This window comes from Klebsiella sp. SWET4 (genome assembly GCF_024296565.1).
In the GTDB taxonomy this organism is placed as follows: Bacteria; Pseudomonadota; Gammaproteobacteria; order Enterobacterales; family Enterobacteriaceae; genus Klebsiella; species Klebsiella variicola.
This window is the reverse complement of the sequence record NZ_JANCOB010000002.1, coordinates 58232-83698: the sequence shown is the minus strand read 5'-3', so window position 1 is coordinate 83698 and position 25467 is coordinate 58232. Positions and strand designations below refer to the sequence as shown.

The following is a 25467-nucleotide window of genomic DNA, read 5'->3' as shown; positions in this document are numbered from 1 at the left end:
CCGTAAATCATTCGCCTGAGCGGGGCAGCGGTACTACCGCCTCTCGCTTACGCCAACGCCCCCAAAGACGATGGCCGATGGCGGAATACATCGCGCCCGCAACCACGACAAACGCACCGAGATAACCAATCAGGTTTAACATCGGTCTGGCGAAAACATCGGGCCAGGCCATTGATAATAAATCAGAAAACAGTAGCGTAAACAGTGGCGTCAAGGTGATTAACGCGCTGACCTGCGCCGCCTGCCAGCGCGCCATGGCTTCCGCCAGCGCCCCGTAGCCGACCAGGGTATTTAGCCCGCAAAAAATCAGGCATGCCAGTTGCCAGTCGCTTAGCTGGGATATCACCCCGGGCTTAGCGAGCGGCAGTAATGCAATCGTACATAAAGTGTACAGCAAAAATAGTATCTGCTGTGATGCCAGACGGCGCAATAACACCTTTTGCGCGACGCCATAGCTTACCCACACCGTTGCAGCAGCAACGCCGAAAATTACCCCCCATGTGTAATCCGTCAGGCGGGTAAAGATTTCAATCAGGCTGGTGTTGAAAAACATCACCAGCCCGCTGAGCAACATCAACGCGCCCACCACCTGGGTACCGCGCATGCGCTCTTTCAGAATCACGACGCTTGCCACCATCATGCCCACCGGCGATAGCTGGCCGATGACCTGAGAAGCAGTGGGGCTGAGATATTGCAGGGAAGAACTGAACAGAATGAAGTTACCGAACAGGCCACCGGTGGCAATGGCTAACAAAACCAGCCAGCGCGGCTTGCGAAAAATTCGCAGCGGCGGCAGTTTGCCTTTGATCGCGAGGATCGCGCCAAGCCCAATGCTGGCCATCAGGAAGCGATAAAACACCACCGTAGGCGGCGCCATCACCTCAAGAACCTGTTTCATCGCAATCGGCAACGCTCCCCAACACATCGCGGTGGTAAGCGCCAGAATAATGCCAATCCCAGCCTGCTGCTTCATGCCTGTTTCCCTGCAAAATTTTCCAGTAGACGAATGTAAAAAGCCCCGCAACGTGTTGCGGGGCTTTCATCCGTTACCGGGACGCGAAAAACTTATTCAGCAACGATGCTGATGAATTTACGGTTTTTCGGGCCTTTAACTTCGAACTTGACTTTACCGTCAGTCAAAGCGAACAGAGTGTGGTCACGGCCGCAACCAACGTTGGTGCCAGCGTGGAATTTGGTACCACGTTGACGAACGATGATGCTACCTGCCAGAACTGCTTCACCGCCGAAACGTTTTACGCCCAGACGTTTAGCTTCTGAATCGCGACCGTTACGAGTCGAGCCGCCAGCCTTTTTATGTGCCATTTAAATCTACTCCTCAGGTCTTAGGCGCTGATGCCAGTGATTTTCACATCAGTGAACCACTGACGATGGCCCTGCTGCTTACGATAGTGTTTACGACGACGAAACTTAACGATTTTAACTTTCTCGCCACGACCGTGAGCAACAACTTCAGCTTTGATTACGCCGCCCTCAACGAAAGGAACGCCGATCTTGATTTCTTCACCGTTTGCGATCATCAGCACTTCAGCGAATTCAACAGCTTCGCCAGTTGCGATGTCCAGCTTTTCCAGGCGAACGGTCTGACCTTCGCTTACTCGGTGTTGTTTACCACCACTTTGGAAAACCGCGTACATATAAAACTCCGCTTCCGCGCACCTCTTTATGTGATTCAGAGTGCGCTATAAATATTCACAATAGGGCGCGAATATTACGCAAAACGCGAGCCTTTGACAAGAGCGATTAGCGATCAATGCAGAAAAAAAACACAACTTTCACGACAACGTTTATCTACGGCAATTTTTCAGTACAATCATATCTTCTTTTAATTCTGTCTTAATCCTTCTGTGATCCCACCTGGATTCATGGTAACAGGACATTTGGCCCGGCTTTTGCGATGAATTTAGAAAAAATCAATGAGTTAACCGCGCAAGATATGGCGGGTGTCAATGCGACGATTCTTGAGCAACTCAACTCCGATGTTCAGCTTATCAATCAGTTAGGCTATTACATCGTCAGCGGCGGCGGCAAACGCATTCGCCCGATGATTGCTGTGCTTGCCGCGCGCGCGGTGGGCTATCAAGGGAGCGCGCATGTCACTATTGCTGCGCTGATTGAATTTATTCATACCGCCACGCTACTGCATGACGACGTCGTCGATGAGTCTGACATGCGTCGCGGCAAAGCCACGGCCAATGCGGCGTTCGGCAATGCCGCCAGCGTGCTGGTTGGCGATTTCATCTATACCCGCGCCTTCCAGATGATGACCCAGCTAGGCTCACTGAAGATCCTCGAGGTCATGTCGGAGGCGGTGAACGTCATTGCCGAAGGCGAAGTGCTGCAGTTGATGAACGTCAACGATCCGGATATCACGGAAGAGAATTATATGCGCGTCATCTACAGCAAGACGGCGCGCCTGTTTGAGGCGGCCTCGCAGTGTGCGGGAATGCTGGCCGACTGCTCCGCGGAAGAAGAGCGCGCGTTGCAGGATTATGGTCGCTATCTCGGCACCGCTTTCCAGCTGATCGACGATTTACTCGACTACAGCTCCGACGGAGAGCGACTCGGTAAAAACGTCGGTGATGACCTGAACGAAGGCAAACCGACGCTACCGCTGCTGCATGCTATGCATCATGGCACCCCCGATCAGGCGGCGATGATCCGCGGGGCGATCGAGCAGGGCAATGGTCGCCATCTGCTGGATGCTGTTCTGGAAACCATGGCCACCTGCGGTTCGCTGGAGTGGACGCAGAAGCGTGCTGAAGAAGAAGCCGATAAAGCGATTGCAGCCCTGCAGATCCTCCCGGACACGCCGTGGCGCGAAGCTTTGATTGGACTGGCACATATTGCGGTCCAGCGCGATCATTAATCCCCCTCCTTTCCCGCGCGATGCGCGGGAAAGTTCCAGTAAAATGCCACTTCTCTCCCTAAACTTCCGAATATCTTGATAGATTCTGAATATTCTGGCGCCTTAACAGAACTTGTTAGAACCCTACATAGTACGCGGGTATAGTGTCCCCATCGCCCATGTGGACGATCTGGACCTTTAACACCAGGAGAATTTATGGATAAGTTCATCGACTGGCATCCCGCCGATATTGTTGCTGGGTTACGTAAACGGGGAACATCGCTGGCGGCAGAGTCGCGACGGCACGGCCTGAGTTCTTCAACGCTGGCGAACGCCCTGACCCGCCCCTGGCCGAAAGGCGAGTTGATTATCGCCACGGCGCTGGAAACGCAGCCGTGGGTCATCTGGCCGTCACGCTACCACGACCCGGTGACTCATGAGTTTATCGACAGAACGCAGATGATGCGTCAAAAGAAGACAGACAGGTGATGTGATAATCGACAGGGTCCCGAACCAACGCCCCGGGGCCCTGTCAGGACACGGTTACTCGCCCTTCACGCGCTGAATATTGGCACCCAACGCCTGCAGTTTATCCTCGATACGCTCATAGCCACGATCGATGTGGTAGATGCGATCAACGATGGTGGTCCCTTCAGCGATGCAGCCTGCCAGCACGAGGCTCGCCGACGCACGCAAATCGGTCGCCATCACCTGCGCGCCCGAAAGCTGCTTCACGCCGTGACAGATAGCGGTATTGCTCTCGATCTCCGCGTGCGCGCCCATACGGATCAGTTCCGGAATGTGCATGAAGCGGTTTTCAAAGATCGTTTCGGTGATCACGCCGGTCCCTTCCGCCACCAGGTTAAGCAGCGTGAACTGGGCCTGCATATCGGTCGGGAAGCCCGGGTGCGGCGCGGTACGCACGTTGACCGCTTTCGGACGGTTGCCGTGCATATCGAGGCTAATCCAGTCTTCGCCCGTTTCGATGTCAGCCCCGGCGTCACGCAGTTTCGCCAGAACGGCATCCAGAGTATCCGGCTGCGCGTTACGGCAGAGGATCTTGCCGCCGGAAATCGCCGCGGCCACCAGGAAGGTGCCGGTTTCGATACGGTCCGGCAGTACACGGTATACGCCGCCACCCAGACGCTGCACGCCTTCGATGGTAATGCGATCGGTGCCCTGGCCTTTGATTTTCGCGCCCAGCGCGTTAAGGAAGTTGGCGGTATCGACAATTTCCGGCTCGCGCGCGGCGTTTTCGATAATCGTCGTCCCCTCCGCGAGGGTCGCTGCGCTCATGATAGTTACGGTAGCGCCGACGCTCACCTTATCCATCACGATATGCGCGCCTTTCAGGCGACCGTTGACCGAGGCTTTGACATAACCTTCTTCCAGTTTGATCTCGGCGCCCAGCTGTTCCAGACCGCTAATGTGCAGGTCGACCGGACGCGCGCCGATGGCGCAGCCGCCTGGCAGAGAAACTTGTCCCTGACCAAAACGCGCTACCAGCGGGCCCAGCGCCCAGATGGAGGCACGCATGGTTTTCACCAGGTCGTACGGAGCACAGAATACATCAACCGGACCGGCGTCAATCCATACCGAACCATTGCGCTCAACCTTCGCGCCCAGCTGGCTCAGCAGCTTCATGGTGGTATCGATATCTTTCAGCTTAGGTACGTTCTGGATCTCTACCGGCTCTTCGGCAAGCAGCGCGGAAAAGAGGATTGGCAGGGCGGCGTTCTTTGCACCAGAAATGGTGACTTCGCCCTGAAGGCGAGTCGGCCCCTGAACACGGAATTTATCCATTGATTCTGTTCTCTATTAAAAATTCACATACGCTGCAGGGGACCCCCCACAGCTTAGAAGCCATTTAGTTTGCGGTCTCGCGCCCACTCCTGCGGAGTGAAGGCCTTGATCGACAGCGCATGGATACGGTTGTCAGCAATATATTCCATCAGCGGCGCGTAGACGCTCTGCTGCTTTTTAACCCGACTCATGCCATCGAACATCTCACCCACAGCAATAACCTGAAAGTGGCTGCCATCGCCAGAGACGTGGACTTCCTGGAGGGGGAGTGCGTTCATCAGCACGGTCTGAATTTCATGATTTTCCATGGGCTCAAATTTATCTGATAGTGAAAACAGCCCAACATCTTAGAGGAAAGTGGCGCGGTCTTAAACAAGCAAAAAGCCCCGACGAAAAGATTGCCGGGGCTTTCGGAATAGCTTCAACGCTAAGACACTGAAAAGATTATGGGATCATATCGACAGGCAGGTTGTAAAGACCGATCAGCGTTTGCAGATTTTCGCTCTTCGCGATCAGCTGCGCTTCCCGCCCCTGACGGCGGATCAGTGCCACAAAATGCACTAACAGCGCCAGGCCCGCCGTGTCCACGCGCGTAGTCTGGCTGAGATCGATGATCGTCGCCCCCTCCGTCGCCCTGGCGCGTGCTTCCCAGAGCGGGACCAGCAGATCCTGGTCCAGCTCTCCGTGCAGCGCCAGCGTCTCGCCCTCGCGAGTCCAGCTCAGCTGCCCGGTCATTATTTTTTCTGTTCCAGCGTGATCGGCTGAGCGGAGATCGCTTTCAGCTGCGCGGTCAGGCCGTCAACGCCCTTGGTGCGCAGCAGATCGCTCCACTCATTCTGTTTGGTAGTGATCATACTGACGCCTTCGGCGATCATATCGTAGGCCTGCCAGTTACCGGTCTGGGTATTTTTACGCCACTGGAAGTCCAGACGCACCGGCGGACGACCGTTCGGGTCGATGATAGTGACGCGGATCGGAACGATGGTTGCGCTGCCCAGCGGCTGCTCCGGCGCAATCTGGTAAGTCTGCCCGTGGTACATCGCCAGCGCCTGGCCGTAGGCCTGCTTCAGATATTCACGGAAGGCGGCAAAGTAGGCCTCACGCTGCGCGGGGGTCGCTTCTTTGTAATAGCGGCCCAGCACCAGCGCGCCAGCATATTTCACCTGCACATACGGCAACAGCTCCTGGTCGACGATGTCGCGCAGATAGTTAGGGTTGGCTTTGATCTTCGGCTGTTCATTCTTCAGGCGATCGAAGGTTTTCTGCGCCGCTTCATTCATCAGCTTATACGGGTTGGACTGGTCTGCCGCCTGGACAGCGGTCAGCGGGGCAATCACCAGCATGGCGACCATGAGTAAGCGTTTAAACATATCGTGTTTCTCCTGAAATTAATGCGTCGTGCCGGCTGCCGGCGTCGCGTCAGTATGACCTTCTGCCTCGGCCTTATCATTGCCAGAATTCTGATTGTCGCCGCCCTTGCTGTTATAAAGGAACTGACCAATCAGATCTTCCAGCACCATGGCGGACTTGGTGTCCTGGATAGTACCGCCGTCTTTAAGGATAGTCGTCCCAAGGTCCGGGTCTTCAAAACCGACGTTCAGCGCCAGATACTGTTCGCCCAGCAGACCCGAGGTGCGGATCGCCAACGAACTGGTATCCGGGATATGGTTGTAGCGCTCATCGATATCGAGCTCCACGCGTGGCAGATAGGTTTTCGGGTCGAGAGTGATGTCCGCTACCCGTCCCACAACCACACCGCCGATGCGTACCGGCGAACGCGCCTTCAGGCCGCCGATGTTATCGAAGGTCGCGTAAAGGCGGTAAGTCGGCTCAGTACGTAGCGAGGTGACGTTCGCCGCCTTCAGGCAGACAAACAGCGCCGCCAGCAGCGCCACCAGTAAGAACACCCCTACCCAGATTTCATTTTTTTTCGTTTGCATGAACTCAATTCCCAAACATCAGCGCAGTCAGCACAAAATCCAGCCCCAGAACCGCCAGCGACGCATGCACCACGGTGCGTGTTGTCGCCCGGCTAATCCCGGCGGAAGTGGGGATAGCGTCATAACCGTTAAATAACGCAATCCAGGTTACCGTAATGGCGAATACCAGACTCTTAATCAGGCAGTTCACCAGGTCCATTCGCCAGTCGACGGCATTTTGCATCGCGGTCCAGAAAAAACCACCGTCAATGCCTTTCCAGCTTACGCCTACCAGCGCACCACCCCAGATCCCTACCGCGACAAAGATAATCGTCAACAGCGGCAGCGAAATGACGCCAGCCCAGAAGCGTGGAGAAATCACGCGACGCAGCGGGTCCACCGCCATCATCTCCATACTCGAGAGCTGCTCCGTGGCCCGCATCAGGCCAATCTCGGCGGTCAGCGCCGATCCGGCGCGCCCGGCAAACAGCAGCGCAGCGACAACCGGCCCCAGCTCGCGCAGCAGCGACAGCGCCACCAGCATGCCAAGACTGGTCTCTGCGCTGTAGGTGGTTAAGACCAGATAACCCTGCAGCCCGAGCACCATACCGATAAACAAGCCCGATACAATGATAATCAGCATCGACAGAACGCCAACGTTATAGAGCTGACGAACCAGCAGCGGCGCGTGCTTGCGAAACTCTGGTTTGCCCACAACGGCGTTGAAAAGCATTAATCCGGCGCGTCCAAACTTCGCGGTGGTTTTAATCCCGCGATGTCCTAGCGCGGCCAGCGCATTAAACAGCATGAGTCGCTCAACTCCCTATGCCTAATAAATCATGGTGATAGTCGCCAGCCGGATAACGGAACGGCACCGGGCCGTCGGCAATACCATCAATAAACTGACGAACCCGAGGATCGGTATTCTCCCGCAGCGACTGGGCGCTACCGTGGGCGACAATCTTTTTATCCGCCACGATATACGCGTAGTCCGCAATGCTAAGCACCTCAGGCACATCGTGCGAAACCACGATGCAAGTGACACCCAACGTGTTGTTGAGTTCAGAAATCAGCTTCACCAGCACGCCCATGGTGATGGGATCCTGCCCGACAAACGGTTCGTCGAACATAATCAGATCCGGCTCAAGGGCAATCGCTCTCGCCAGGGCGGCGCGGCGCGCCATCCCGCCGGAAAGCTCGGAGGGCATTAACTTCGCCGCCCCACGCAACCCCACCGCTTCCAGCTTCATCATCACCGTCGTATGCAGCAGCGCAGGCGGCAGCTGCGTATGCTCGCGCAGCGGATAGGCAACGTTATCAAAGACATTGAGATCGGTGAACAGCGCGCCAGACTGGAACAGCATGCTCATCCGCTTACGCACCGTATAAAGACGCGATCGCGTCATCTGCGGCACGTTCTCGCCATCAAACAGGATCTCTCCCCTGTCCGGCGGGATCTGCCCGCCGATCAGGCGTAACAGGGTAGTCTTGCCGATCCCCGAAGGTCCCATGATCGCAGTAATTTTACCGCGCGGCACCGACAGCGAGATGTCGTCGAAGATCACACGATCGCCGCGTGAAAAGCGGATACCGCGTACTTCAACTAAATTCGCCTGAGTTTGGCTCATAAAATCATCCTTACTAAACACCTGACGGGCAAGCATGGCCCTTTCTTGCGCCACAATCACAACATTTTTACAGAATCTTACCTGCACAGGTTAGCGAAAGCTGGCATTTGTTTTACTTTTGGCACACATAAAGTCAAAATTAAGAATTCGTTACGCTGCGTAGGGATAACCCAGCGAGGCGACGATTATACCTGAAGAAAGGACTTTAGATGCTCTTAGCGACGGCTCTGTTAATTATTGGTTTACTGCTGGTTGTCTACAGCGCCGATCGTCTGGTCTATGCCGCTTCCATCCTGTGTCGTATGTTGGGGATCCCGCCGCTGATCATCGGTATGACGGTGGTGAGTATCGGCACCAGCCTGCCCGAGATCATGGTTTCCACCACGGCCTCGCTGCATGGGCAGATCGATCTGGCGGTCGGCACCGCGCTCGGCTCCAACATTACCAATATTCTTCTGATCCTCGGACTCGCCGCCTTACTCAGGCCATTTACCGTGCATTCTGATATTCTGCGCCGCGAATTACCGCTAATGTTGCTGGTCAGTGTGCTGGCCGGGCTGGTGCTCTACGATGGACAGCTGTCCCGTCTCGACGGGCTGTTTTTACTGACGTTAGCGCTTCTGTGGCTGCTGTTTACCATCAAAATCGCCCGTCTGGCGGAGCGCCAGGGCAGCGATAGCCTGACTCGCGAACAGCTGGCGGAGCTGCCGCGTGAAGGATCGCTGCCGGTCGCTCTGCTCTGGTTAGGGGTCGCGATGATTGTCATGCCCATGGCTACCCGTATGGTGGTGGATAACACCACGGTATTGGCAAACTTTTTTGCCATTAGCGAGCTGACCGTCGGTCTGACGGTGGTGGCGATAGGCACCAGCCTGCCAGAGCTGGCCACCGCTATCGCCGGGGCGCGGAAAGGGGAAGATGACATTGCTATCGGCAATATCATCGGCGCCAATATCCTCAATATTGCGCTGGTGCTGGGTTTACCGGCGCTGATCGCGCCGGGGAGCTTTGCGAGCGAAGCCTTCACTCGCGATTATGGCGTGATGCTGCTGGTCAGCCTGATCTTCGCGGTGCTGTGCTGGCGCCGCCAGCAGCAGCCGGGACGGCTGGTTGGCGCACTGCTGGTCGGCGGCTTTGTGGTTTGGTTGGCGATGCTGTTCTGGACAGCGCCGCTCTTCGTTGAATGACTCGGGATAACATCATGTCGCAAATAGATTTGCCCACGGATTTTGACTTTCAACAGGCAGGCCGTCAGGTGCTGGAAATTGAACGTGAAGGTCTGGCCCAGCTCGATCAATATATAAATGAAGACTTTACCCATGCTTGCGAAACGATTTTCCGCTGCGGCGGCAAAGTCGTGGTGATGGGGATGGGCAAATCCGGCCACATCGGCCGCAAAATGGCGGCGACGTTCGCCAGTACCGGCACCTCGGCTTTTTTTGTCCACCCCGGCGAAGCGGCGCACGGCGATTTAGGAATGGTCACTCCACAGGATGTGGTGATTGCGCTGTCGAATTCCGGCGAATCGAATGAAATTCTGGCGCTGATCCCGGTCCTGAAGCGCCAGCAGGTGAAGCTTATCTGCATCACCAGCCGGCCTGAGAGCAGCATGGCGCGCGCAGCGGATATCCATCTGTGCGTGAAAGTGCCCAAAGAGGCCTGCCCGTTAGGGCTGGCGCCCACCTCCAGCACCACCGCGGCGCTGGTGATGGGTGATGCCCTCGCCGTCGCTCTGCTGGAAGCCCGTGGCTTTACCGCCGAAGATTTCGCCCTGTCTCATCCTGGCGGCGCACTCGGTCGTAAGCTGTTGCTGCGCGTCAATGATATTATGCATACCGGTGATGAAATCCCGCACGTCGGCCTGCAGGCCACCCTGCGCGATGCGCTGCTGGAAATCACGCGTAAAAATTTAGGCATGACCGCCGTCTGCGATGACGATATGAACATCATCGGGATCTTCACCGATGGTGACCTGCGCCGGGTCTTTGATACCGGCGTCGATATGCGTAATGCCAGCATTGCCGATGTCATGACCCGGGGAGGGATCCGCATCCGTCCCGGCACCCTGGCGGTAGATGCGCTAAACCTGATGCAATCCCGTCATATCACCTGCGTGCTGGTTGCCGATGGCGACCACCTGCTAGGTGTGGTACATATGCACGATCTCCTGCGCGCGGGCGTAGTGTAAGTAAGGAAAAAATAATGAATAATGCTGATGCTCAGTTAGCGACATGCTATGGGCCGGTAAGCCAGGCGTTTCTCGATCGCGCGGCTAAGATCCGTCTACTGATCCTCGATGTTGACGGTGTATTATCCGACGGACTTATCTATATGGGTAATCACGGCGAGGAGCTGAAAGCGTTCAACGTCCGCGATGGCTATGGTATCCGCTGCGCGCTGACCTCCGGCATCGAAGTGGCGATTATTACCGGGCGAAAAGCTAAACTGGTAGAAGACCGCTGCCAGACGCTGGGCATTACGCATCTCTATCAAGGTCAGTCGGATAAGCTGTTGGCGTTTCGCGAATTAGTCAGCAAACTGGCGGTTCGTCCGGATGAAGTGGCGTATATCGGCGACGATCTGATCGACTGGCCGGTGATGGCGGAAGTGGGTTTAAGCGTCGCCGTCGCCGATGCGCATCCGCTGCTGCTGCCGCGGGCGAATTATGTCACGCGCATTAACGGCGGACACGGCGCGGTACGCGAAGTCTGCGATTTGTTACTATTGGCGCAGGGCAAGTTGGATGAGGCCAAAGGGCAATCAATATGAGTAAAACCAGACGTTGGGTTATCATTTTACTGTCGCTGCTCGCGCTGATCCTCATCGGCCTGAATCTGGCGAATACGGACGACACGGCCCAGCCGGAGGTCAATCCCAACGACCCGACGTATAAAAGCGAACATACCGACACCGTCGTGTACAGCCCGGAAGGCGCCCTGAGCTATCGGCTGATTGCCGAGCATGTGGAATACTTTTCCGATCAGGAGGTTTCCTGGTTTACCAAGCCGGTGATGACCACCTTTGATACCAATAAGGTGCCAACCTGGTCAATCAGGGCAGATAAAGCGAAGCTGACGAATGACCGAATGCTCTATCTTTACGGGCACGTTGAGGTGAATGCGCTCGCGCCTGACTCTCAACTGCGCAAAATTACGACGGATAACGCCCAGATAAATCTGGTCACACAGGACGTTACCTCCGATGACATGGTGACGTTATACGGCACCACATTTAATTCCAGCGGCCTGAAAATGCGTGGAAACCTTCGCAGCAAAAATGCCGAGCTGATTGAAAAGGTGAGAACCTCTTATGAAATTCAGAACAAACAAACTCAGCCTTAAGATTGCGCTCGCCGGCGCTTTACTGGCCGCCAGCCTGCCGGCCCTGGCCAAGACGGGAGATACCGATCAGCCGATCCATATCGAGTCCGATCAGCAGTCACTGGATATGCAGGGCAACGTCGTCACTTTCACCGGTAACGTGGTCGTCACCCAGGGGACGATCAAAATTAACGCTGATAAAGTGGTGGTCACCCGTCCGGGCAATGAGAAAGGTAAAGAGGTGATCGAAGGCTTCGGTAACCCGGCCACCTTCTACCAGATGCAGGATAACGGCAAGCCGGTAAAAGGCCGGGCGTCGAAAATGCGCTACGAGCTGCAGAATGATTACGTCGTGCTGACCGGCAACGCTTACCTTGAGCAGCTCGACAGCAATATCAAGGGCGATAAGATCACCTATCTGGTGAAAGAGCAAAAAATGCAGGCCTTCAGCGACAAAGGTCGACGCGTCACCACCGTTCTGGTGCCGTCTGAGCTGCAGGATAAAAGCGGCAATCAGCAAAAGAAGAGTAACTAATTCGTTATGGCAACCTTAACTGCGAAGAACCTCGCCAAAGCTTATAAAGGCCGCCGCGTGGTGGAAGATGTCAGTCTCACCGTTAACTCCGGAGAGATTGTCGGCTTGCTCGGCCCGAACGGCGCCGGTAAAACCACCACCTTCTACATGGTGGTCGGCATTGTGCCGCGCGACGCGGGCAATATTATTATCGATGACGAAGACATCAGTCTGCTACCGCTGCACGCGCGCGCGCGCCGGGGCATCGGCTATCTGCCGCAGGAAGCCTCTATTTTTCGTCGTCTGAGCGTCTATGACAACCTGATGGCGGTCCTGCAGATCCGTGACGATTTAACCAGCGAACAGCGGGAAGATCGCGCCAAAGAGCTGATGGAAGAGTTTCATATTGAGCACCTGCGCGACAGCCTCGGTCAGGCGCTCTCCGGTGGTGAACGCCGCCGTGTCGAAATTGCTCGCGCGCTGGCGGCGAACCCGAAATTTATCCTTCTGGATGAACCCTTTGCCGGTGTTGACCCCATCTCCGTTATCGATATCAAACGCATCATTGAACACCTGCGCGACAGCGGCCTCGGCGTACTGATCACCGACCATAACGTCAGAGAGACCCTCGCCGTCTGCGAACGGGCGTATATTGTCAGTCAGGGACACCTTATTGCTCATGGTACGCCGCAGCAGATCCTCGAAGATGAGCAGGTTAAGCGCGTGTATCTTGGGGAAGACTTCAGACTCTGATAGGGTAGAGGTTACAGACGTTTTAGCCGGAGATATTTACCCTGAACATGAAGCAAGGTTTGCAATTAAGGCTTAGCCAACAGCTTGCCATGACGCCGCAACTGCAGCAGGCTATTCGTTTGCTGCAGTTGTCCACGTTAGAACTCCAGCAAGAGCTCCAGCAAGCGCTGGAAAGTAACCCATTGCTTGAGCAAACCGATCTTCACGACGAGGTAGAGGCGAAAGAAGTGGAGGATCGCGAGTCCCTCGATACCGTCGATGCGCTTGAGCAAAAAGAGATGCCGGACGAGCTCCCTCTCGATGCCAGCTGGGATGAAATCTATACCGCCGGTACGCCGTCAGGCAACGGCGTGGATTATCAGGACGACGAGCTGCCCGTCTATCAAGGCGAAACCACTCAGACGCTGCAGGATTATCTGATGTGGCAGGTCGAGCTGACGCCCTTCACCGACACCGACCGCGCCATTGCCACCTCCATCGTCGACGCCGTCGACGATACGGGCTATCTCACCATTCAGATTGAAGACATCGTCGACAGCATTGGCGATGACGAAATCGGCCTGGAAGAGGTGGAGGCCGTTCTGAAGCGCATCCAGCGTTTTGATCCGGTTGGCGTCGCGGCGAAAGATCTGCGCGACTGCCTGCTGATCCAGCTGTCGCAATTCGCTAAAGAGACGCCGTGGCTGGAAGAGGCCCGGTTGATTATCAGCGACCATCTCGATCTGCTGGCTAACCACGATTTCCGCACCCTGATGCGAGTAACGCGCCTGAAAGAAGAGGTGCTGAAAGAGGCGGTGAATCTGATCCAGTCGCTGGATCCCCGCCCTGGCCAGTCCATTCATACCAGTGAACCGGAATATGTCATTCCCGACGTACTGGTCCGCAAGGTCAGTGGCCGCTGGACCGTGGAGCTCAACGCCGACAGCATTCCCCGGCTGAAGATTAATCAGCAATATGCGGCAATGGGCAACAGCGCCCGCAATGACGCCGACGGCCAGTTCATTCGCAGCAATCTGCAGGAAGCCCGCTGGCTAATCAAAAGTCTCGAAAGCCGCAACGATACGCTGCTGCGCGTCAGCCGCTGCATCGTTGAACAGCAGCAGGCTTTTTTCGAACAGGGTGAAGAGTATATGAAGCCGATGGTGCTGGCCGATATCGCCCAGGCTGTCGAGATGCATGAATCCACCATTTCCCGTGTCACCACGCAAAAATATCTGCACAGTCCGCGCGGTATTTTTGAACTGAAGTATTTCTTCTCCAGCCATGTGAATACCGAAGGCGGCGGCGAAGCCTCGTCGACGGCCATTCGCGCGTTGGTGAAGAAGTTAATCGCCGCGGAAAACCCCGCGAAGCCGTTGAGCGACAGTAAGCTCACCTCCATGCTGTCCGAGCAGGGTATCATGGTCGCGCGCCGCACTGTCGCGAAGTACAGAGAGTCTTTATCCATTCCGCCGTCAAACCAGCGTAAACAACTGGTCTGACACAACCGATAAGGAAGACACTATGCAGCTCAACATTACAGGACACAACGTCGAGATCACCCCCGCGATGCGCGACTTCGTCACGGCGAAGTTCAGCAAACTGGAGCAATTTTTCGACCGGATCAATCAGGTCTATATTGTGTTAAAAGTAGAGAAAGTGACGCAAATTGCGGACGCGAATCTGCATGTCAACGGTGGCGAAATCCATGCCAGTGCGGAAGGGCAGGATATGTATGCAGCTGTCGATGGTCTTATCGACAAGCTGGCAAGGCAGTTAACGAAGCACAAAGATAAACTAAAACAACACTAATTGTCCGGGCCCCCCTGCGTCCGTCGTGGTTTAACATCGGCGGCGGGCGCGGGGGCGCTCAGGTGAAATTATGATGAACAACGATTCGGCTCTACAACTGAGCAACGTCCTGAACCAGGAATGTACCCGTAGCCAGGTTCACTGCCAGAGCAAGAAGCGTGCTCTGGAAATCATTAGCGAACTGGCCGCCAAACAGTTAAGTTTGCCGCCGCAGGTGGTGTTCGAAGCGATCCTCACCCGCGAAAAAATGGGCAGTACCGGGATTGGCAATGGTATTGCCATTCCTCACGGTAAACTGGAAGAGGATACGCTGCGTGCTGTCGGCGTTTTTGTCCAGCTGGAAACCCCCATCGCCTTCGACGCGATCGACAATCAGCCTGTCGACCTGCTGTTCGCGCTGCTGGTGCCAGCCGACCAGACAAAGACTCACCTGCATACGCTCTCCTTGGTGGCCAAACGGCTGGCGGACAAAGCGATTTGCCGTCGCCTGCGCGCGGCGCAGAGCGATGAAGAGTTGTATGAGATCATCACCGAAGCAGGAAGCAGCGATGACGCATAACGGCAGTCGCACCTTATCCTTTATCGTACTGAGGAGAAACGGTACATGGTACTGATGATCGTCAGCGGCCGCTCGGGCTCGGGGAAATCCGTCGCTCTGCGAGCGCTGGAAGATATGGGCTTTTACTGCGTGGATAACCTGCCGGTCGTGCTGCTGCCCGATCTGGCGCGGTCGCTGGCTGACCGCAATATCTCCGCGGCCGTCAGCATCGACGTGCGTAACATGCCGGAATCACCGGAAATCTTTGAACAGGCGATGCAGAACCTGCCGGAATGCTTTTCTCCGCAATTGCTGTTCCTTGATGCCGATCGTAATACCCTGATCCGCCGTTACAGCGATACCCGTCGCTTACACCCGCTCTCCAGCAAGAACCTGTCGCTCGAAAGCGCCATCGACGAAGAGAGCGACTTGCTGGAGCCACTGCGCTCCCGTGCGGATCTGATCGTCGATACGTCCGAAATGTCGGTGCATGAGCTGGCGGAAATGCTGCGTACTCGCTTGTTAGGCAAACGCGAGCGCGAACTGACGATGGTCTTCGAATCCTTCGGCTTCAAGCACGGTATTCCGATCGATGCTGATTACGTCTTTGACGTGCGCTTTCTGCCAAACCCGCACTGGGATCCGAAACTGCGTCCAATGACCGGTCTGGATAAACCGGTGGCCGCCTTCCTTGACCGGCACACTGAAGTGCACAACTTTATTTACCAGACCCGGAGCTATCTTGAGCTATGGTTACCGATGCTGGAGACCAACAATCGCAGCTATCTGACGGTGGCCATTGGCTGCACCGGCGGTAAACATCGTTCGGTTTATATTGCTGAACAACTGGCTGACTACTTCCGCTCCCGCGGCAAAAACGTACAGTCTCGTCATCGGACGCTGGAAAAACGTAAATCATGACCGTAAAGCAGACCGTTGAAATCACCAATAAGCTGGGCATGCACGCCCGCCCGGCGATGAAACTGTTTGAGCTGATGCAGAATTTCGATGCCGAAGTACTGCTGCGCAACGATGAAGGCACGGAGGCGGAAGCAAACAGCGTGATTGCCCTGCTGATGCTGGACTCCGCGAAAGGGCGGCAGATAGAGGTGGAAGCCAGCGGTCCGCAGGAAGTTGAGGCGCTCGCCGCGGTGATTGCTCTTTTTAATGCCGGATTTGATGAAGACTAAGCGTCACGCTTCCCGGCGACGGCCGACTGGCGACAGTACCAGCCCCGGCGCCGGATTCACGCGCTAATACAGCTTATGCTCGCGCATAAACCCTTCCCCGCCCAGCTGTCGCATCTGGCGTAAGATCCAGGCCTGGCGGCTGCGCACATAGCCCGAAGGCGCGTCAGCGCGATAGCGGATCGGATTTGGCAGCACCGCGGCCAGCAGAGCCGCTTCCCCCGGCGTCAGCTGGCTGGCAGGCTTATGAAAATAGCGCTGCGCGGCCGCTTCCACACCAAATATCCCATCGCCAAACTCGGCAATATTCAGGTAGACGGTCAGGATCCGCTTTTTACTCCAGACGGTTTCTATACCGACCGTCAGCCCGGCTTCCAGCCCCTTACGCAACCAGCTGCGGCCATCCCATAAAAACAGGTTTTTCGCCGTCTGCTGCGACAGCGTTGACGCGCCGCGGATGCGGGTATCATGACGCTCATTGTGCGCCAGCGCTTTTTCTATCGCCGATACGTCGAACCCCCAATGTTCCGGGAACTTTTGATCTTCGGCGGCAATCACCGCCAGCCCCATCCACGGAGAGATCTCATCCATGCCGACCCAATCAGAGTGCGCCAGATAGTGGACATCTCCGGAGAGCCAGGCGCTCACCTGCCGCTCAAGCATCACCGCCGAAAACGGCACCGGCAGCACGCTAAACAGCGCGATCCCCCCGCCCCAGAAGACGGCGGCGATCAGCAGCAGACGCAGCGCCAGTCGTTTTAGCAGCGCAAAGGGCGCAACGCGGAGCCTCATGCGCTCAGCGCCAGCACGCGGGCGACCAGCTTTTCGATCCCGGTGGCGGCTTGAGCAATATTCTCTGCCAGCATATACGCCGGGGTGGTGACCACTTTGTTCTCTTCATCCACCACGATGTCGTCGACCGGACAAGGCACGTGCTCCGCCCCCATCTCTTCGACCACATCGGCAGTATCGAGATCGGTCCCGATGGTTATGCGCAGCGGAAACGCAAAAATCTTCGGCAGCAGCGCCGGGGCAATGCACATGAAACCCAGCGGTTTGCCGGCCTGATGCATCGCCAGTGCCAGAGCCTGCAGATCGCGGTCCACCTGACATTCGCTGCCCTCGGCGGCGAAGCTGCTTAAATTTTTCGCCGCGCCGAAGCCGCCGGGGACGATCAGCGCGTCCAGCGTCTCCGCACGCGCCTGCGTCAGCGGTAAGATGTCGCCGCGGGCAATTCGCGCCGCTTCCACCAGCACATTGCGTTGCTCCGTCAGCGGTTCCCCCGTCAGATGGTTGATGACGTCGCGCTGCGGTTTATCGGGTGCAAAGCACACCGCCTGCGCGCCGTTGCGCGCGATCGCCAGCAGGGTAATCACCGCTTCATGAATTTCACTGCCGTCGTACACGCCGCAGCCGCTCAGTACCACACCAATTTTTTTCATCGCTTTCGCTCCTCCATGCAACTCGCTGAAACCAGTCAAAAATGTCGATTTACTCGCTATGCTTCACATATTTTACTGATTCATGTAACAAATTAGTTAAGCTTTGCTATCTTAATGAGCGAGCAATCCACTTCTCAGGTTGCGCCACGTAACAACATCACTCAAATAACACTGGCTCAACCACCAGTTCCCTGGTGTTGGCGCAGTATTCGCGCACCCCGGTCTGTCCGGGGTCATTTTTTCCCGGCCTTCGCCACCCACGCCTTCAGTACCGCCACGTCGTTTTGCCACTCAGATTTCATCTCTTCAACCCATTCAGCGACATTATCAGACCAGGCTGGCAGATCCGGCGTCTGGATCTGCTGCCCCAGTTGCTGGATGTGGCGCAGACCAATAGAACCCGCCGCCCCTTTGATCTTATGCCCCTCTTCGACAATCCCTTTTTGATCGCGGGCGGTGAGATTGGACTCGAGGACAGACATATAGCCCGGCATCATCTTCTCAAACACCGCGAGGCCATCGTTGATAAGCTTCGGTCCCACCAGTTCGATATATTGCTCCAGCATATCGGTATCCAGCACCGCGTCGGCTTTATGCACATCGGCCGCCGGCGCTTCCTGCGCTTCCTCTTCCGGCGCATCCCAGAATTTCTTGATCATGGCCGTGAGCGCTGGCACCGACAACGGCTTGCTCAACACATCGTCCATCCCGGCGTCGAGATACTCTTTCTTATTCTTCAGTACGTTGGCGGTCAGGGCCACCAGCGGCGGCAGCTCATCCGCGGCAAAGTTCTGTTTTAGCTGGCGAGAGATATCCAGCCCCGTCATATCCGGCAATTGAATATCCAGCAACACCAGGTCGTACTCGCCTGGCTCAAACATCTCCAGCGCGGCTTTCCCGGTCATGGCGACATCCACGCTGTTGCCCAGCTTTTCCAGCACCGAACGGGCCACAATGACGTTGAGCTCAATGTCTTCCACCAGCAGCACGTTAAGCGCGGGTAATGGCATGTCGTCTTCCGCCAACGTATCTTCCACTTCTTCCGCAATGGCAGGCGCATGGACGGTGAGCGTAAAGGTCGCCCCTTTACCCGGCTGGCTGGTTACGCTGATATCGCCGCCCATATTGCGCGCCAGGCGACGCGAGACGGCGAGACCAATGCCGGTTCCGGTGGCTGGTTTGCCGCCGTGGCTGTCTTTGACCTGGTAATACATGGCGAAAATTTTGTCCTGTTCCGCTTCAGGAATACCAATTCCGGAGTCTTCCACTTCGAAGTGCAGGATATCGCCTTCGTCATAGCGCACGCGGACATTCACCCCGCCGCCCTGGGGGGTAAACTTCACGGCGTTGCTGATAAGGTTCCACAGGATCTGGCGCAAACGCGTACCGTCGGTGATCACTTTATGCGGTAGCGGCAGGCTCGGCTCCAGCACAAAGCGCAGGCCCTTCTGCTGGGCCTGCAGACCGGAGAGGTTTTCAAGGTCGGCAAGGAAGCTGGTGAAGTCCACCGGCTGGTTATCGAGCTGTACCTTACGGCGCTCCATTTTATCCATGTCGATAATATCATTGAAGATATTCCCCAGCGTCACCGCCGAGACATGGATGGTTTTCAGGTATTTCTCCTGCTCGCTGGTCAGTTCGGTATCCAGCAAAATACGGCTCAGCCCGACGATCCCGTTTAGCGGGGTACGCAGCTCATGGCTGATGGTCGAGATAAAGGTAGTTTTATCCCGGCTGGCGCGCTCGAGGGCATCCTGATAGCGTTTTCGTTCGGTGATATCGCGCCCGAAGCCCATCAGGCCGCGACGCTTACCGACGCGATCGTAGTACGGGACCTTGCGGATTTCGAAGCACGCTTTGCGGCCATCGGGATAGTCCAGCCACTGCTCATAGGTCAGCGATACATTGTGGCGGAACACCTTCTCGTCGGTTTCCAGCACCTTTTCTGCGGCCTCTTCGCTATAGACGTCCTGCGGTTTGAGATGGATCAGCTGTTTCTCACTTTTGCCGGTCAACAGCTCCATCGCCCGGTTACAGCCTGAAAACTCCTTATCTTCATTGCGATAGAAGACCAGGTCCGGGGAAGCATCAAGGAAAGAGCGCAGAAAGGAGGATTGCTGTTCGAGCTGGATCTGCGTCTCTTCACGCTCTTTCATCTCGATCTTCAACTGCTCGAGAGTGGTCTCGCGCTCGGCTTCCGCCTTTTCACGTTCGCCAATCTCCTGATTCAACTGCGCGATGTTATCTTTCAGCTGCACGTTCAGCTTCAGATCGCGCTCTCGCATCTCCTCCAGCTTGTCCACCAGCCGCGAAAGACGCTGGCGGGACTCTTCGAGTTGCTCCACCACCACCGAGAGAAAGTAGACCGCCCAGGGGGTAATCAACAGACCAAAGAAGATAGAGCGGATAACGTCGATACTTTCTACCTGGCCATGCAGCACCATGGTGACCGCCATCTGTACCACAATGGCCAGCACCACCAGCGCAAGAGCCAACAGCATCGAAAAGCGGACCAGACCCAGCTTCATCATCAGGTCGACATAATACTGCGCCAGCATACGAATTTGCTTCATAGAGGATTCCTTCACGACAACTCCGCACAATAATACTCAATTCTGAGCAATGCGCTGTAAGTTGTGCAAAAAATGCGGGAAGGAGCTGATATGACGGCTGGTCGCCAAGGCGAACCAGCCGCTAAAAAGAGGCAAGGTCAGGAGAACGATTAGCGCTTGCTTAACGCCTCCCAGAGCCCCTTCAGGTAGGTCACGCCGAGAGCGCGGTCGTACAAGCCATAGCCTGGCCGTCCGGTCTCTCCCCAGATAAAGCGGCCATGATCCGGGCGAATATAGCCGTCGAACCCGTTGTCATACAGCGCTTGCATCACCTTGTACATATCCAGGGAACCGTACTCTGACGGATGGGCGCACTCGTAAAAATCTTTATCCCGTATCAGCTTAATATTGCGGACGTGGGCAAAGTGGATCCGTTTGCGCCGGGTAAACTCTGCCAGGATGGCGTACACATCGTTATCCGGATCTTCGGCAATCGAGCCGGTGCAGAGCGTGATGCCGTTGGCGGGCGAATCGACGGCCCGGCAGATCCAGTCCAGATCGTCGCGGTTTTTGACCACCCGCGGCAGGCCAAAAATGGAGTACGGCGGATCGTCCGGATGGATCGCCATTTTCACCCCGACCTCTTCACAGACCGGGATCACCGCCCGCAGAAAATAGACCAGGTTCTCCCGCAGCTTGTGGTCATCCACCGCGCTATATTTGGCAAACAGGGTCTGCACCTCCGCCAGCCTTTCTGGCTCCCAGCCCGGCAAGGCGAAGCCGTTTGAGTTCTCCAGTACCTCTTTCACTACGTCTTCCAGCCGTTTATCGATATCTTTCTTCTCAAAAGCCATCGTCAACGAACCATCCGGCAGGACGTAGTTCATATCCGTCTTCATCCAGTCAAAAACCGGCATGAAGTTATAACAGATAACTTTGACGCCGAAGCGGGCAAGGTGGCGAATGGTCTGCTGATAGTTGGCAATATAGCGGTCACGGGAAGGAAGGCCGATTTTAATGTCATCATGAATGTTGACGCTCTCTATCACCTCCATTTTCAGGCCCGCGGCATGGGCCTGGCTGACCAGACGCTCAATTTTATCGACTGGCCATACCTCACCCACCGCGACGTCATAGAGCGCGCCGACGACCCCCTCCACGCCGGGCACCTGTCGTATATGCTCTAATGAAACCTTGTCTTCCTCTGGCCCAAACCAGCGCATTGTCATCTGCATCGTTATCACCTGCTTCATAATTTGTGTTTTTACCCTACTACCATACCAGCAATCATAATCGAATTGCCCTTTCCTGTCGTGATAACGATCACATTCCTGCACCGGGCAAGCCCATCCCGGCACATTCATATTTTTTTTCAATTTATTTCAATAGATTAATAATAGTCTAGCTTTTTCTGACGACCTCTTCCAAATGTGATCCAGAGCTATTTATGATCAAATGCATACTTGTATGGTAATAAAAACAGGCGAAATTCGTTCGCGAAACAGACAATGGAAGGAACAGAAATGAGAAGCGTCATCGTCAAAGAGCCAGGCCAACTGAACATTGCATCACGTCCGGTTCCCGTTCCGGGCAGCCATGAAGTACGGGTGAAAATCGCCTTTGCCGGGATCTGCGGTTCCGATGTACACATCTATCAGGGCCACAACCCCTTCGCGAAATATCCCCGCGTTATTGGTCATGAATTCTTCGGCATTGTCGATGCCGTCGGCGAGCAGGTCTCTCCGGCGCGTATTGGCGAACGCGTCGCGGTCGATCCGGTGGTCAGCTGCGGCCATTGTTATCCCTGCTCGGTTGGTCGGCCGAATGTTTGCGCGCAGCTCCAGGTCATCGGGGTGCACCGCGATGGGGGATTCAGCGACTATGCCTGCGTGCCGGCCAAAAATGCCTGGCGCATTCCGGAGGCTATCAGCGATCGTCAGGCGACAATGGTTGAGCCTTTTACTATTGCGGCAAATATTACCGCCCAGCTGCAGCCCACGCCGCAGGATATCGCCCTGGTTTACGGCGCTGGCCCGATGGGCCTGACGGTGATCCAGGCGCTGAAGGGGGTGTATGGCGTTAAGCAGGTGATCGTCGTGGACCGCATTGCCGAACGTCTACAGATGGCACGGGACAACGGCGCCGATCTGACGCTCGATAACACCCATCAGCCGCTGGCGGATCAGCTGGCGCAGCGGCAGATAGCCCCCACGCTGGTCATTGATGCCGCCTGCCACCCAGCCATTCTGCAGGAGGCAATCCTCCTCGCCTCCCCTGCCGCCCGCATCGGCATACTCGGTTTCTCCGGCGAGGCGTCCACGCTGACCCAGCAAAGCATCACCAGTAAAGAGATCTCCATTTTCTCCTCGCGGCTGAACAGCGGGCGCTTTCCGCTGGTCATCGACTGGATGGAAAAAGGCCTTATCCATCCTGAGGCGTTAATCACCCACTGTATGCCGCTGGAGCAGGTGAAAGAAGCCATGGAGATTTTCGCCAACGATCGGAAGACCTGTTGCAAAGTGCTGCTGCAATTAGGCTAAGCCGACATTATTTTTAAATAACGGCCGACGGATATCTGTAGATCCGCCGCGCCTGATATAAATCATATAATGAGCATGGTGTTATCATGGGAAAAAATATTCGCTGGATTATCGTCCTGTTATTATTTTTAGTGTATATGATAAATTATCTGGACCGGGTGGCGTTATCCATTACGGTGCCGATGATTGAAAAGGACCTTGCACTTAACGCTGAACAATTTGGTATGATTTTCGGCAGCTTTTTCTTCGGCTACGCGGTCTTTAATTTTATTGGCGGCCTCGCCGTCGATAAATTTGGCGCCACATTGGTGATGGGCCTGGCGGTTGGGTTATGGTCGCTGTTTTGCGGCTTAACCGCGGTTGCCACCGGCTTTTATTCCATGCTGGTGCTCCGCGTGCTCTTCGGGATGGCAGAGGGCCCGATTTGCGCCTCAGCGAACAAGATGATTAACGGCTGGTTTCCTAAAAAGCAAGCAGCAACCGCAGTGGGGTTCCTCAGCGCCGGCTCTCCGCTGGGCGGCGCGGTCGCCGGACCTATCGTCGGTTATCTGGCCCTGGCTTTCGGCTGGCGTCCCGCGTTTATGATTATTTTCGCCATCGGTATTGTGTGGATGGTCGTGTGGTTTTTTATTGCCGCCAACTCGCCTGACAAACATAAGCATGTCAGTCAGGAAGAGCTCATGCTCATTAATAAAATGAAGCAAGAGGAGGACGCCCTGGAAACCGTAGAAAATCAAACGGCCCACTCACTGGGTTATTATCTCAAGCAGCCTATTATTCTGGTGACGGCATTTGCCTTCTTCTGCTACAACTATATTCTGTTTTTCTTTCTCAGCTGGTTTCCGTCCTATCTGGTCCAGCAGCACCATCTGGATATTAAACAGATGAGTCTCACCACCATGATCCCGTGGATCGTCGGTTTTGTCGGTCTGGCGCTGGGGGGTTATATATCCGATAAAATATTTAACCTTACCGGAAGGCTGCTGCTGTCGCGCAAAATCGTGCTGGTGGTATGCCTGCTAATGGCCGCGCTCTGCGTGGGGCTCGCCGGTACCGTTAGCAGCGTCGTTCCTGCCGTTCTGCTGATGTCGGTCTCCATCTTTTTCCTCTATGTGACCGGGGCGATCTACTGGGCGATTATTCAGGACGTGGTGCATAAATCCCGCGTCGGCGGCGCCAGCGGCTTTATCCATCTTATCGGCAGCGTCTCCGGCATCGTGGGGCCGATTGTCACGGGCTATATCGTGCAGTCCACCGGCAAATTCGACAGCGCCTTTATTCTCGCCGGCACTATCGCCGCGCTTGGCGCCGTGCTGGTGCTGCTGGTGATTAAAACCCCGCGGATGACGATGAAAGCCAGTCAGGCATAAATGGCTGAAGAGCGATGTCCGGCCTTGGCCCGGACATCGTCTGCTTCTACTTCTCCGCCAGGGGCACAGCCCAGCTGCGGCCTAGCGCCGAGCCCTGAGCGCCCTGCTCATTCAGATAGCGATCCAGTTCAACCATTCCGGTCCAGCGATTTTCGCACCACAGCGGCGCCAATAGCGTGGGTCGACGGGCGCTGGCCGATATCCGGTGATAGATCACCTCCGGCGGCGTATGGCGAATCATCTCCCCGGCGGTCACGGTATACGCCTCCAGCTCAATGCCATTGAGACGCCCGGCCTGCCACGCTTTGGCCATAATACTGCCTTTGACAATGTGCAGCGGGTGCAGCTTGATGCCGTCCACGCCGGTCGCCACCACCCGCTCCAGCGTCTCCAGGCAATGGCCCTGGGTCTCTCCGGGCAGGCCGACGATCAGATGTGCGCAGACCTTCAGCCCTCGCGCTCGCGCCAGACGCGCAGTACGCTGGTAGCAAGCGAAATCATGCCCACGGTTAATCCGATGCAGGGTTTTATCGTGCGCGGTTTGCAGTCCCAGCTCCAGCCATACCTCATATCCTTGCTCATGATATTCACTCAGCAGATCGAGGACTGCCTCCGGCACGCAGTCCGGGCGGGTGCCGACGCAGAGGCCGACAATATTCGCCTGGCTGATGGCCTGACGATACATCGAGCGGAGCACCTGCACTTCAGCGAAGGTGCTGGTATAGGCCTGGAAATAGGCCAGATAGCGCTTTGCCCGGTTGACGAGCTGCGCCTGATGAGCGAGCTGTTCGGCGATGGAGCGATGCTGCTGCGCCTCATCGGCAAAGGAAGCCACATTACAGAAAGTGCAACCGCCGCGGCCCAGCGTGCCGTCGCGGTTCGGGCAGCTAAAACCGCCGTGCAGCGTCAGCTTATGGACCTTTTCGCCATAGCGGCGCATAAGATCCCCACCAAACATATTGACTAATTTCTGTAACTGCATAATCTGATAGACCGGCCTCAACAAAGGGGGCCAAGCCTGCCACTTTTTGTCACCGACGGCGATGACCTGGATCAATCGTCAGCGCGGCGGCCACCCTCATTGCATAAACAATCATGATTACTGCAATTTCATTCACCTCTGTGGTGATGAGTTTTCCTTATATTTCACCTGCGGATAGCCCCAATCTTCTTCACGGCAAAAAACAGTATTAATATCCATTGAGAAAATATATGGCAGTCAAATATGCTAATGATGACATGCA

Annotated in this window: 30 protein-coding genes; 15 read left to right on the top strand and 15 right to left on the bottom strand. The window is 55.8% G+C overall.

Annotation, left to right across the window (positions count from 1 at the left end):
* Window positions 1-7: 7 nt before the first annotated feature.
* The 3 genes from NKJ21_RS07165 to rplU all read right to left on the bottom strand — a co-directional run bounded on the left by NKJ21_RS07165 (window position 8) and on the right by rplU (window position 1655).
* A complete protein-coding gene (locus tag NKJ21_RS07165; RefSeq protein WP_074387492.1) occupies window positions 8-973 on the bottom strand; it encodes a DMT family transporter in 966 nt (321 codons plus the stop codon).
* A 92-nt stretch (window positions 974-1065) separates the two neighbouring features.
* Window positions 1066-1323 (bottom strand): 50S ribosomal protein L27, encoded by a 258-nt coding sequence (gene rpmA, locus NKJ21_RS07160; protein ID WP_002434222.1) that lies wholly within the window; start codon window positions 1321-1323, stop codon window positions 1066-1068.
* 20 nt (window positions 1324-1343) lie between these two features.
* On the bottom strand, window positions 1344-1655 hold the full coding sequence (gene rplU, locus NKJ21_RS07155) for a 50S ribosomal protein L21 (protein ID WP_002918379.1): 312 nt from the start codon (window positions 1653-1655) through the stop codon (window positions 1344-1346).
* Between the two features lie 260 nt (window positions 1656-1915).
* Between rplU and ispB the strand changes: the two genes are divergently transcribed.
* A complete protein-coding gene (gene ispB, locus NKJ21_RS07150) occupies window positions 1916-2887 on the top strand; it encodes an octaprenyl diphosphate synthase (protein ID WP_008806643.1) in 972 nt (323 codons plus the stop codon).
* Between the two features lie 195 nt (window positions 2888-3082).
* Window positions 3083-3355, top strand: a complete 273-nt coding sequence (sfsB, locus tag NKJ21_RS07145) for a DNA-binding transcriptional regulator SfsB (RefSeq protein WP_008806644.1) — start codon at window positions 3083-3085, stop codon at window positions 3353-3355.
* 54 nt (window positions 3356-3409) lie between these two features.
* Here the strand turns inward: sfsB and murA are convergent, their stop codons facing one another.
* From murA to mlaF, 7 genes are all read right to left on the bottom strand, one after another.
* Window positions 3410-4669: a UDP-N-acetylglucosamine 1-carboxyvinyltransferase gene (murA, locus tag NKJ21_RS07140; RefSeq protein ID WP_008806645.1), complete on the bottom strand. Its 1260-nt coding sequence runs from the start codon at window positions 4667-4669 to the stop codon at window positions 3410-3412.
* Window positions 4670-4722: 53 nt separating this feature from the next.
* Window positions 4723-4977: a BolA family iron metabolism protein IbaG gene (ibaG, locus tag NKJ21_RS07135; protein ID WP_004144910.1), complete on the bottom strand. Its 255-nt coding sequence runs from the start codon at window positions 4975-4977 to the stop codon at window positions 4723-4725.
* 136 nt (window positions 4978-5113) lie between these two features.
* On the bottom strand, window positions 5114-5404 hold the full coding sequence (gene mlaB / locus NKJ21_RS07130) for a lipid asymmetry maintenance protein MlaB (RefSeq protein ID WP_008806646.1): 291 nt from the start codon (window positions 5402-5404) through the stop codon (window positions 5114-5116).
* Window positions 5404-6039 (bottom strand): phospholipid-binding protein MlaC, encoded by a 636-nt coding sequence (gene mlaC / locus NKJ21_RS07125; protein ID WP_002918386.1) that lies wholly within the window; start codon window positions 6037-6039, stop codon window positions 5404-5406. Before mlaC ends, mlaB begins: the two co-directional genes overlap by 1 nt.
* Window positions 6040-6057: 18 nt before the next feature.
* The gene (gene mlaD, locus NKJ21_RS07120; protein WP_004206195.1) at window positions 6058-6609 is read right to left on the bottom strand and encodes an outer membrane lipid asymmetry maintenance protein MlaD; all 552 of its coding nucleotides are present in this window, start codon (window positions 6607-6609) and stop codon (window positions 6058-6060) included.
* A 4-nt stretch (window positions 6610-6613) separates the two neighbouring features.
* Window positions 6614-7396 (bottom strand): lipid asymmetry maintenance ABC transporter permease subunit MlaE, encoded by a 783-nt coding sequence (gene mlaE, locus NKJ21_RS07115; protein WP_254732818.1) that lies wholly within the window; start codon window positions 7394-7396, stop codon window positions 6614-6616.
* A gap of 7 nt (window positions 7397-7403) precedes the next feature.
* On the bottom strand, window positions 7404-8216 hold the full coding sequence (mlaF, locus tag NKJ21_RS07110) for a phospholipid ABC transporter ATP-binding protein MlaF (RefSeq protein WP_012540470.1): 813 nt from the start codon (window positions 8214-8216) through the stop codon (window positions 7404-7406).
* A gap of 209 nt (window positions 8217-8425) precedes the next feature.
* Between mlaF and NKJ21_RS07105 the strand changes: the two genes are divergently transcribed.
* The 11 genes from NKJ21_RS07105 to npr all read left to right on the top strand — a co-directional run bounded on the left by NKJ21_RS07105 (window position 8426) and on the right by npr (window position 16322).
* Window positions 8426-9403 (top strand): calcium/sodium antiporter, encoded by a 978-nt coding sequence (locus tag NKJ21_RS07105; RefSeq protein WP_023340757.1) that lies wholly within the window; start codon window positions 8426-8428, stop codon window positions 9401-9403.
* Complete coding sequence (gene kdsD / locus NKJ21_RS07100) at window positions 9400-10404, top strand: arabinose-5-phosphate isomerase KdsD (protein WP_075206807.1); 1005 nt, start codon at window positions 9400-9402, stop codon at window positions 10402-10404. The genes NKJ21_RS07105 and kdsD overlap by 4 nt, the downstream gene beginning before the upstream one ends.
* 14 nt (window positions 10405-10418) lie before the next feature.
* Window positions 10419-10985: a 3-deoxy-manno-octulosonate-8-phosphatase KdsC gene (kdsC, locus tag NKJ21_RS07095; protein ID WP_032736461.1), complete on the top strand. Its 567-nt coding sequence runs from the start codon at window positions 10419-10421 to the stop codon at window positions 10983-10985.
* On the top strand, window positions 10982-11557 hold the full coding sequence (gene lptC, locus NKJ21_RS07090; protein ID WP_008806651.1) for an LPS export ABC transporter periplasmic protein LptC: 576 nt from the start codon (window positions 10982-10984) through the stop codon (window positions 11555-11557). The genes kdsC and lptC overlap by 4 nt, the downstream gene beginning before the upstream one ends.
* Window positions 11526-12071 (top strand): lipopolysaccharide ABC transporter substrate-binding protein LptA, encoded by a 546-nt coding sequence (lptA, locus tag NKJ21_RS07085; protein ID WP_002918415.1) that lies wholly within the window; start codon window positions 11526-11528, stop codon window positions 12069-12071. The genes lptC and lptA overlap by 32 nt, the downstream gene beginning before the upstream one ends.
* Before the next feature lie 6 nt (window positions 12072-12077).
* Window positions 12078-12803 (top strand): LPS export ABC transporter ATP-binding protein, encoded by a 726-nt coding sequence (gene lptB, locus NKJ21_RS07080; RefSeq protein ID WP_002918417.1) that lies wholly within the window; start codon window positions 12078-12080, stop codon window positions 12801-12803.
* A 47-nt stretch (window positions 12804-12850) separates the two neighbouring features.
* Window positions 12851-14284: an RNA polymerase factor sigma-54 gene (rpoN, locus tag NKJ21_RS07075; protein ID WP_012540467.1), complete on the top strand. Its 1434-nt coding sequence runs from the start codon at window positions 12851-12853 to the stop codon at window positions 14282-14284.
* A 22-nt stretch (window positions 14285-14306) separates the two neighbouring features.
* Complete coding sequence (gene hpf / locus NKJ21_RS07070; protein WP_004206206.1) at window positions 14307-14594, top strand: ribosome hibernation promoting factor; 288 nt, start codon at window positions 14307-14309, stop codon at window positions 14592-14594.
* 70 nt (window positions 14595-14664) lie between these two features.
* Window positions 14665-15153, top strand: a complete 489-nt coding sequence (gene ptsN, locus NKJ21_RS07065; protein ID WP_004144926.1) for a PTS IIA-like nitrogen regulatory protein PtsN — start codon at window positions 14665-14667, stop codon at window positions 15151-15153.
* 45 nt (window positions 15154-15198) lie between these two features.
* Complete coding sequence (rapZ, locus tag NKJ21_RS07060) at window positions 15199-16053, top strand: RNase adapter RapZ (RefSeq protein ID WP_002918428.1); 855 nt, start codon at window positions 15199-15201, stop codon at window positions 16051-16053.
* Window positions 16050-16322 (top strand): PTS phosphocarrier protein NPr, encoded by a 273-nt coding sequence (gene npr, locus NKJ21_RS07055; RefSeq protein WP_002918431.1) that lies wholly within the window; start codon window positions 16050-16052, stop codon window positions 16320-16322. Before rapZ ends, npr begins: the two co-directional genes overlap by 4 nt.
* 63 nt (window positions 16323-16385) lie before the next feature.
* Here npr and mtgA read toward each other — a convergent pair whose 3' ends face one another.
* From mtgA to uxuA, 4 genes are all read right to left on the bottom strand, one after another.
* Complete coding sequence (gene mtgA / locus NKJ21_RS07050) at window positions 16386-17111, bottom strand: monofunctional biosynthetic peptidoglycan transglycosylase (RefSeq protein WP_008806653.1); 726 nt, start codon at window positions 17109-17111, stop codon at window positions 16386-16388.
* Complete coding sequence (gene elbB / locus NKJ21_RS07045) at window positions 17108-17761, bottom strand: isoprenoid biosynthesis glyoxalase ElbB (protein ID WP_008806654.1); 654 nt, start codon at window positions 17759-17761, stop codon at window positions 17108-17110. Before elbB ends, mtgA begins: the two co-directional genes overlap by 4 nt.
* 233 nt (window positions 17762-17994) lie before the next feature.
* Window positions 17995-20334 (bottom strand): aerobic respiration two-component sensor histidine kinase ArcB, encoded by a 2340-nt coding sequence (gene arcB, locus NKJ21_RS07040; RefSeq protein WP_074387488.1) that lies wholly within the window; start codon window positions 20332-20334, stop codon window positions 17995-17997.
* Between the two features lie 149 nt (window positions 20335-20483).
* A complete protein-coding gene (gene uxuA, locus NKJ21_RS07035) occupies window positions 20484-21548 on the bottom strand; it encodes a mannonate dehydratase (protein ID WP_008806656.1) in 1065 nt (354 codons plus the stop codon).
* Window positions 21549-21836: 288 nt separating this feature from the next.
* Here uxuA and NKJ21_RS07030 point away from each other — a divergent pair, with 288 nt between their 5' ends.
* Both NKJ21_RS07030 and NKJ21_RS07025 read left to right on the top strand, forming a co-directional pair.
* Window positions 21837-22853, top strand: a complete 1017-nt coding sequence (locus NKJ21_RS07030) for a Zn-dependent oxidoreductase (protein WP_012967168.1) — start codon at window positions 21837-21839, stop codon at window positions 22851-22853.
* 86 nt (window positions 22854-22939) lie between these two features.
* On the top strand, window positions 22940-24223 hold the full coding sequence (locus NKJ21_RS07025) for an MFS transporter (protein WP_008806658.1): 1284 nt from the start codon (window positions 22940-22942) through the stop codon (window positions 24221-24223).
* A gap of 46 nt (window positions 24224-24269) precedes the next feature.
* Here NKJ21_RS07025 and NKJ21_RS07020 read toward each other — a convergent pair whose 3' ends face one another.
* Window positions 24270-25205, bottom strand: a complete 936-nt coding sequence (locus tag NKJ21_RS07020; protein ID WP_008806659.1) for a TIGR01212 family radical SAM protein — start codon at window positions 25203-25205, stop codon at window positions 24270-24272.
* Between the last annotated feature and the right edge of the window lie 262 nt (window positions 25206-25467).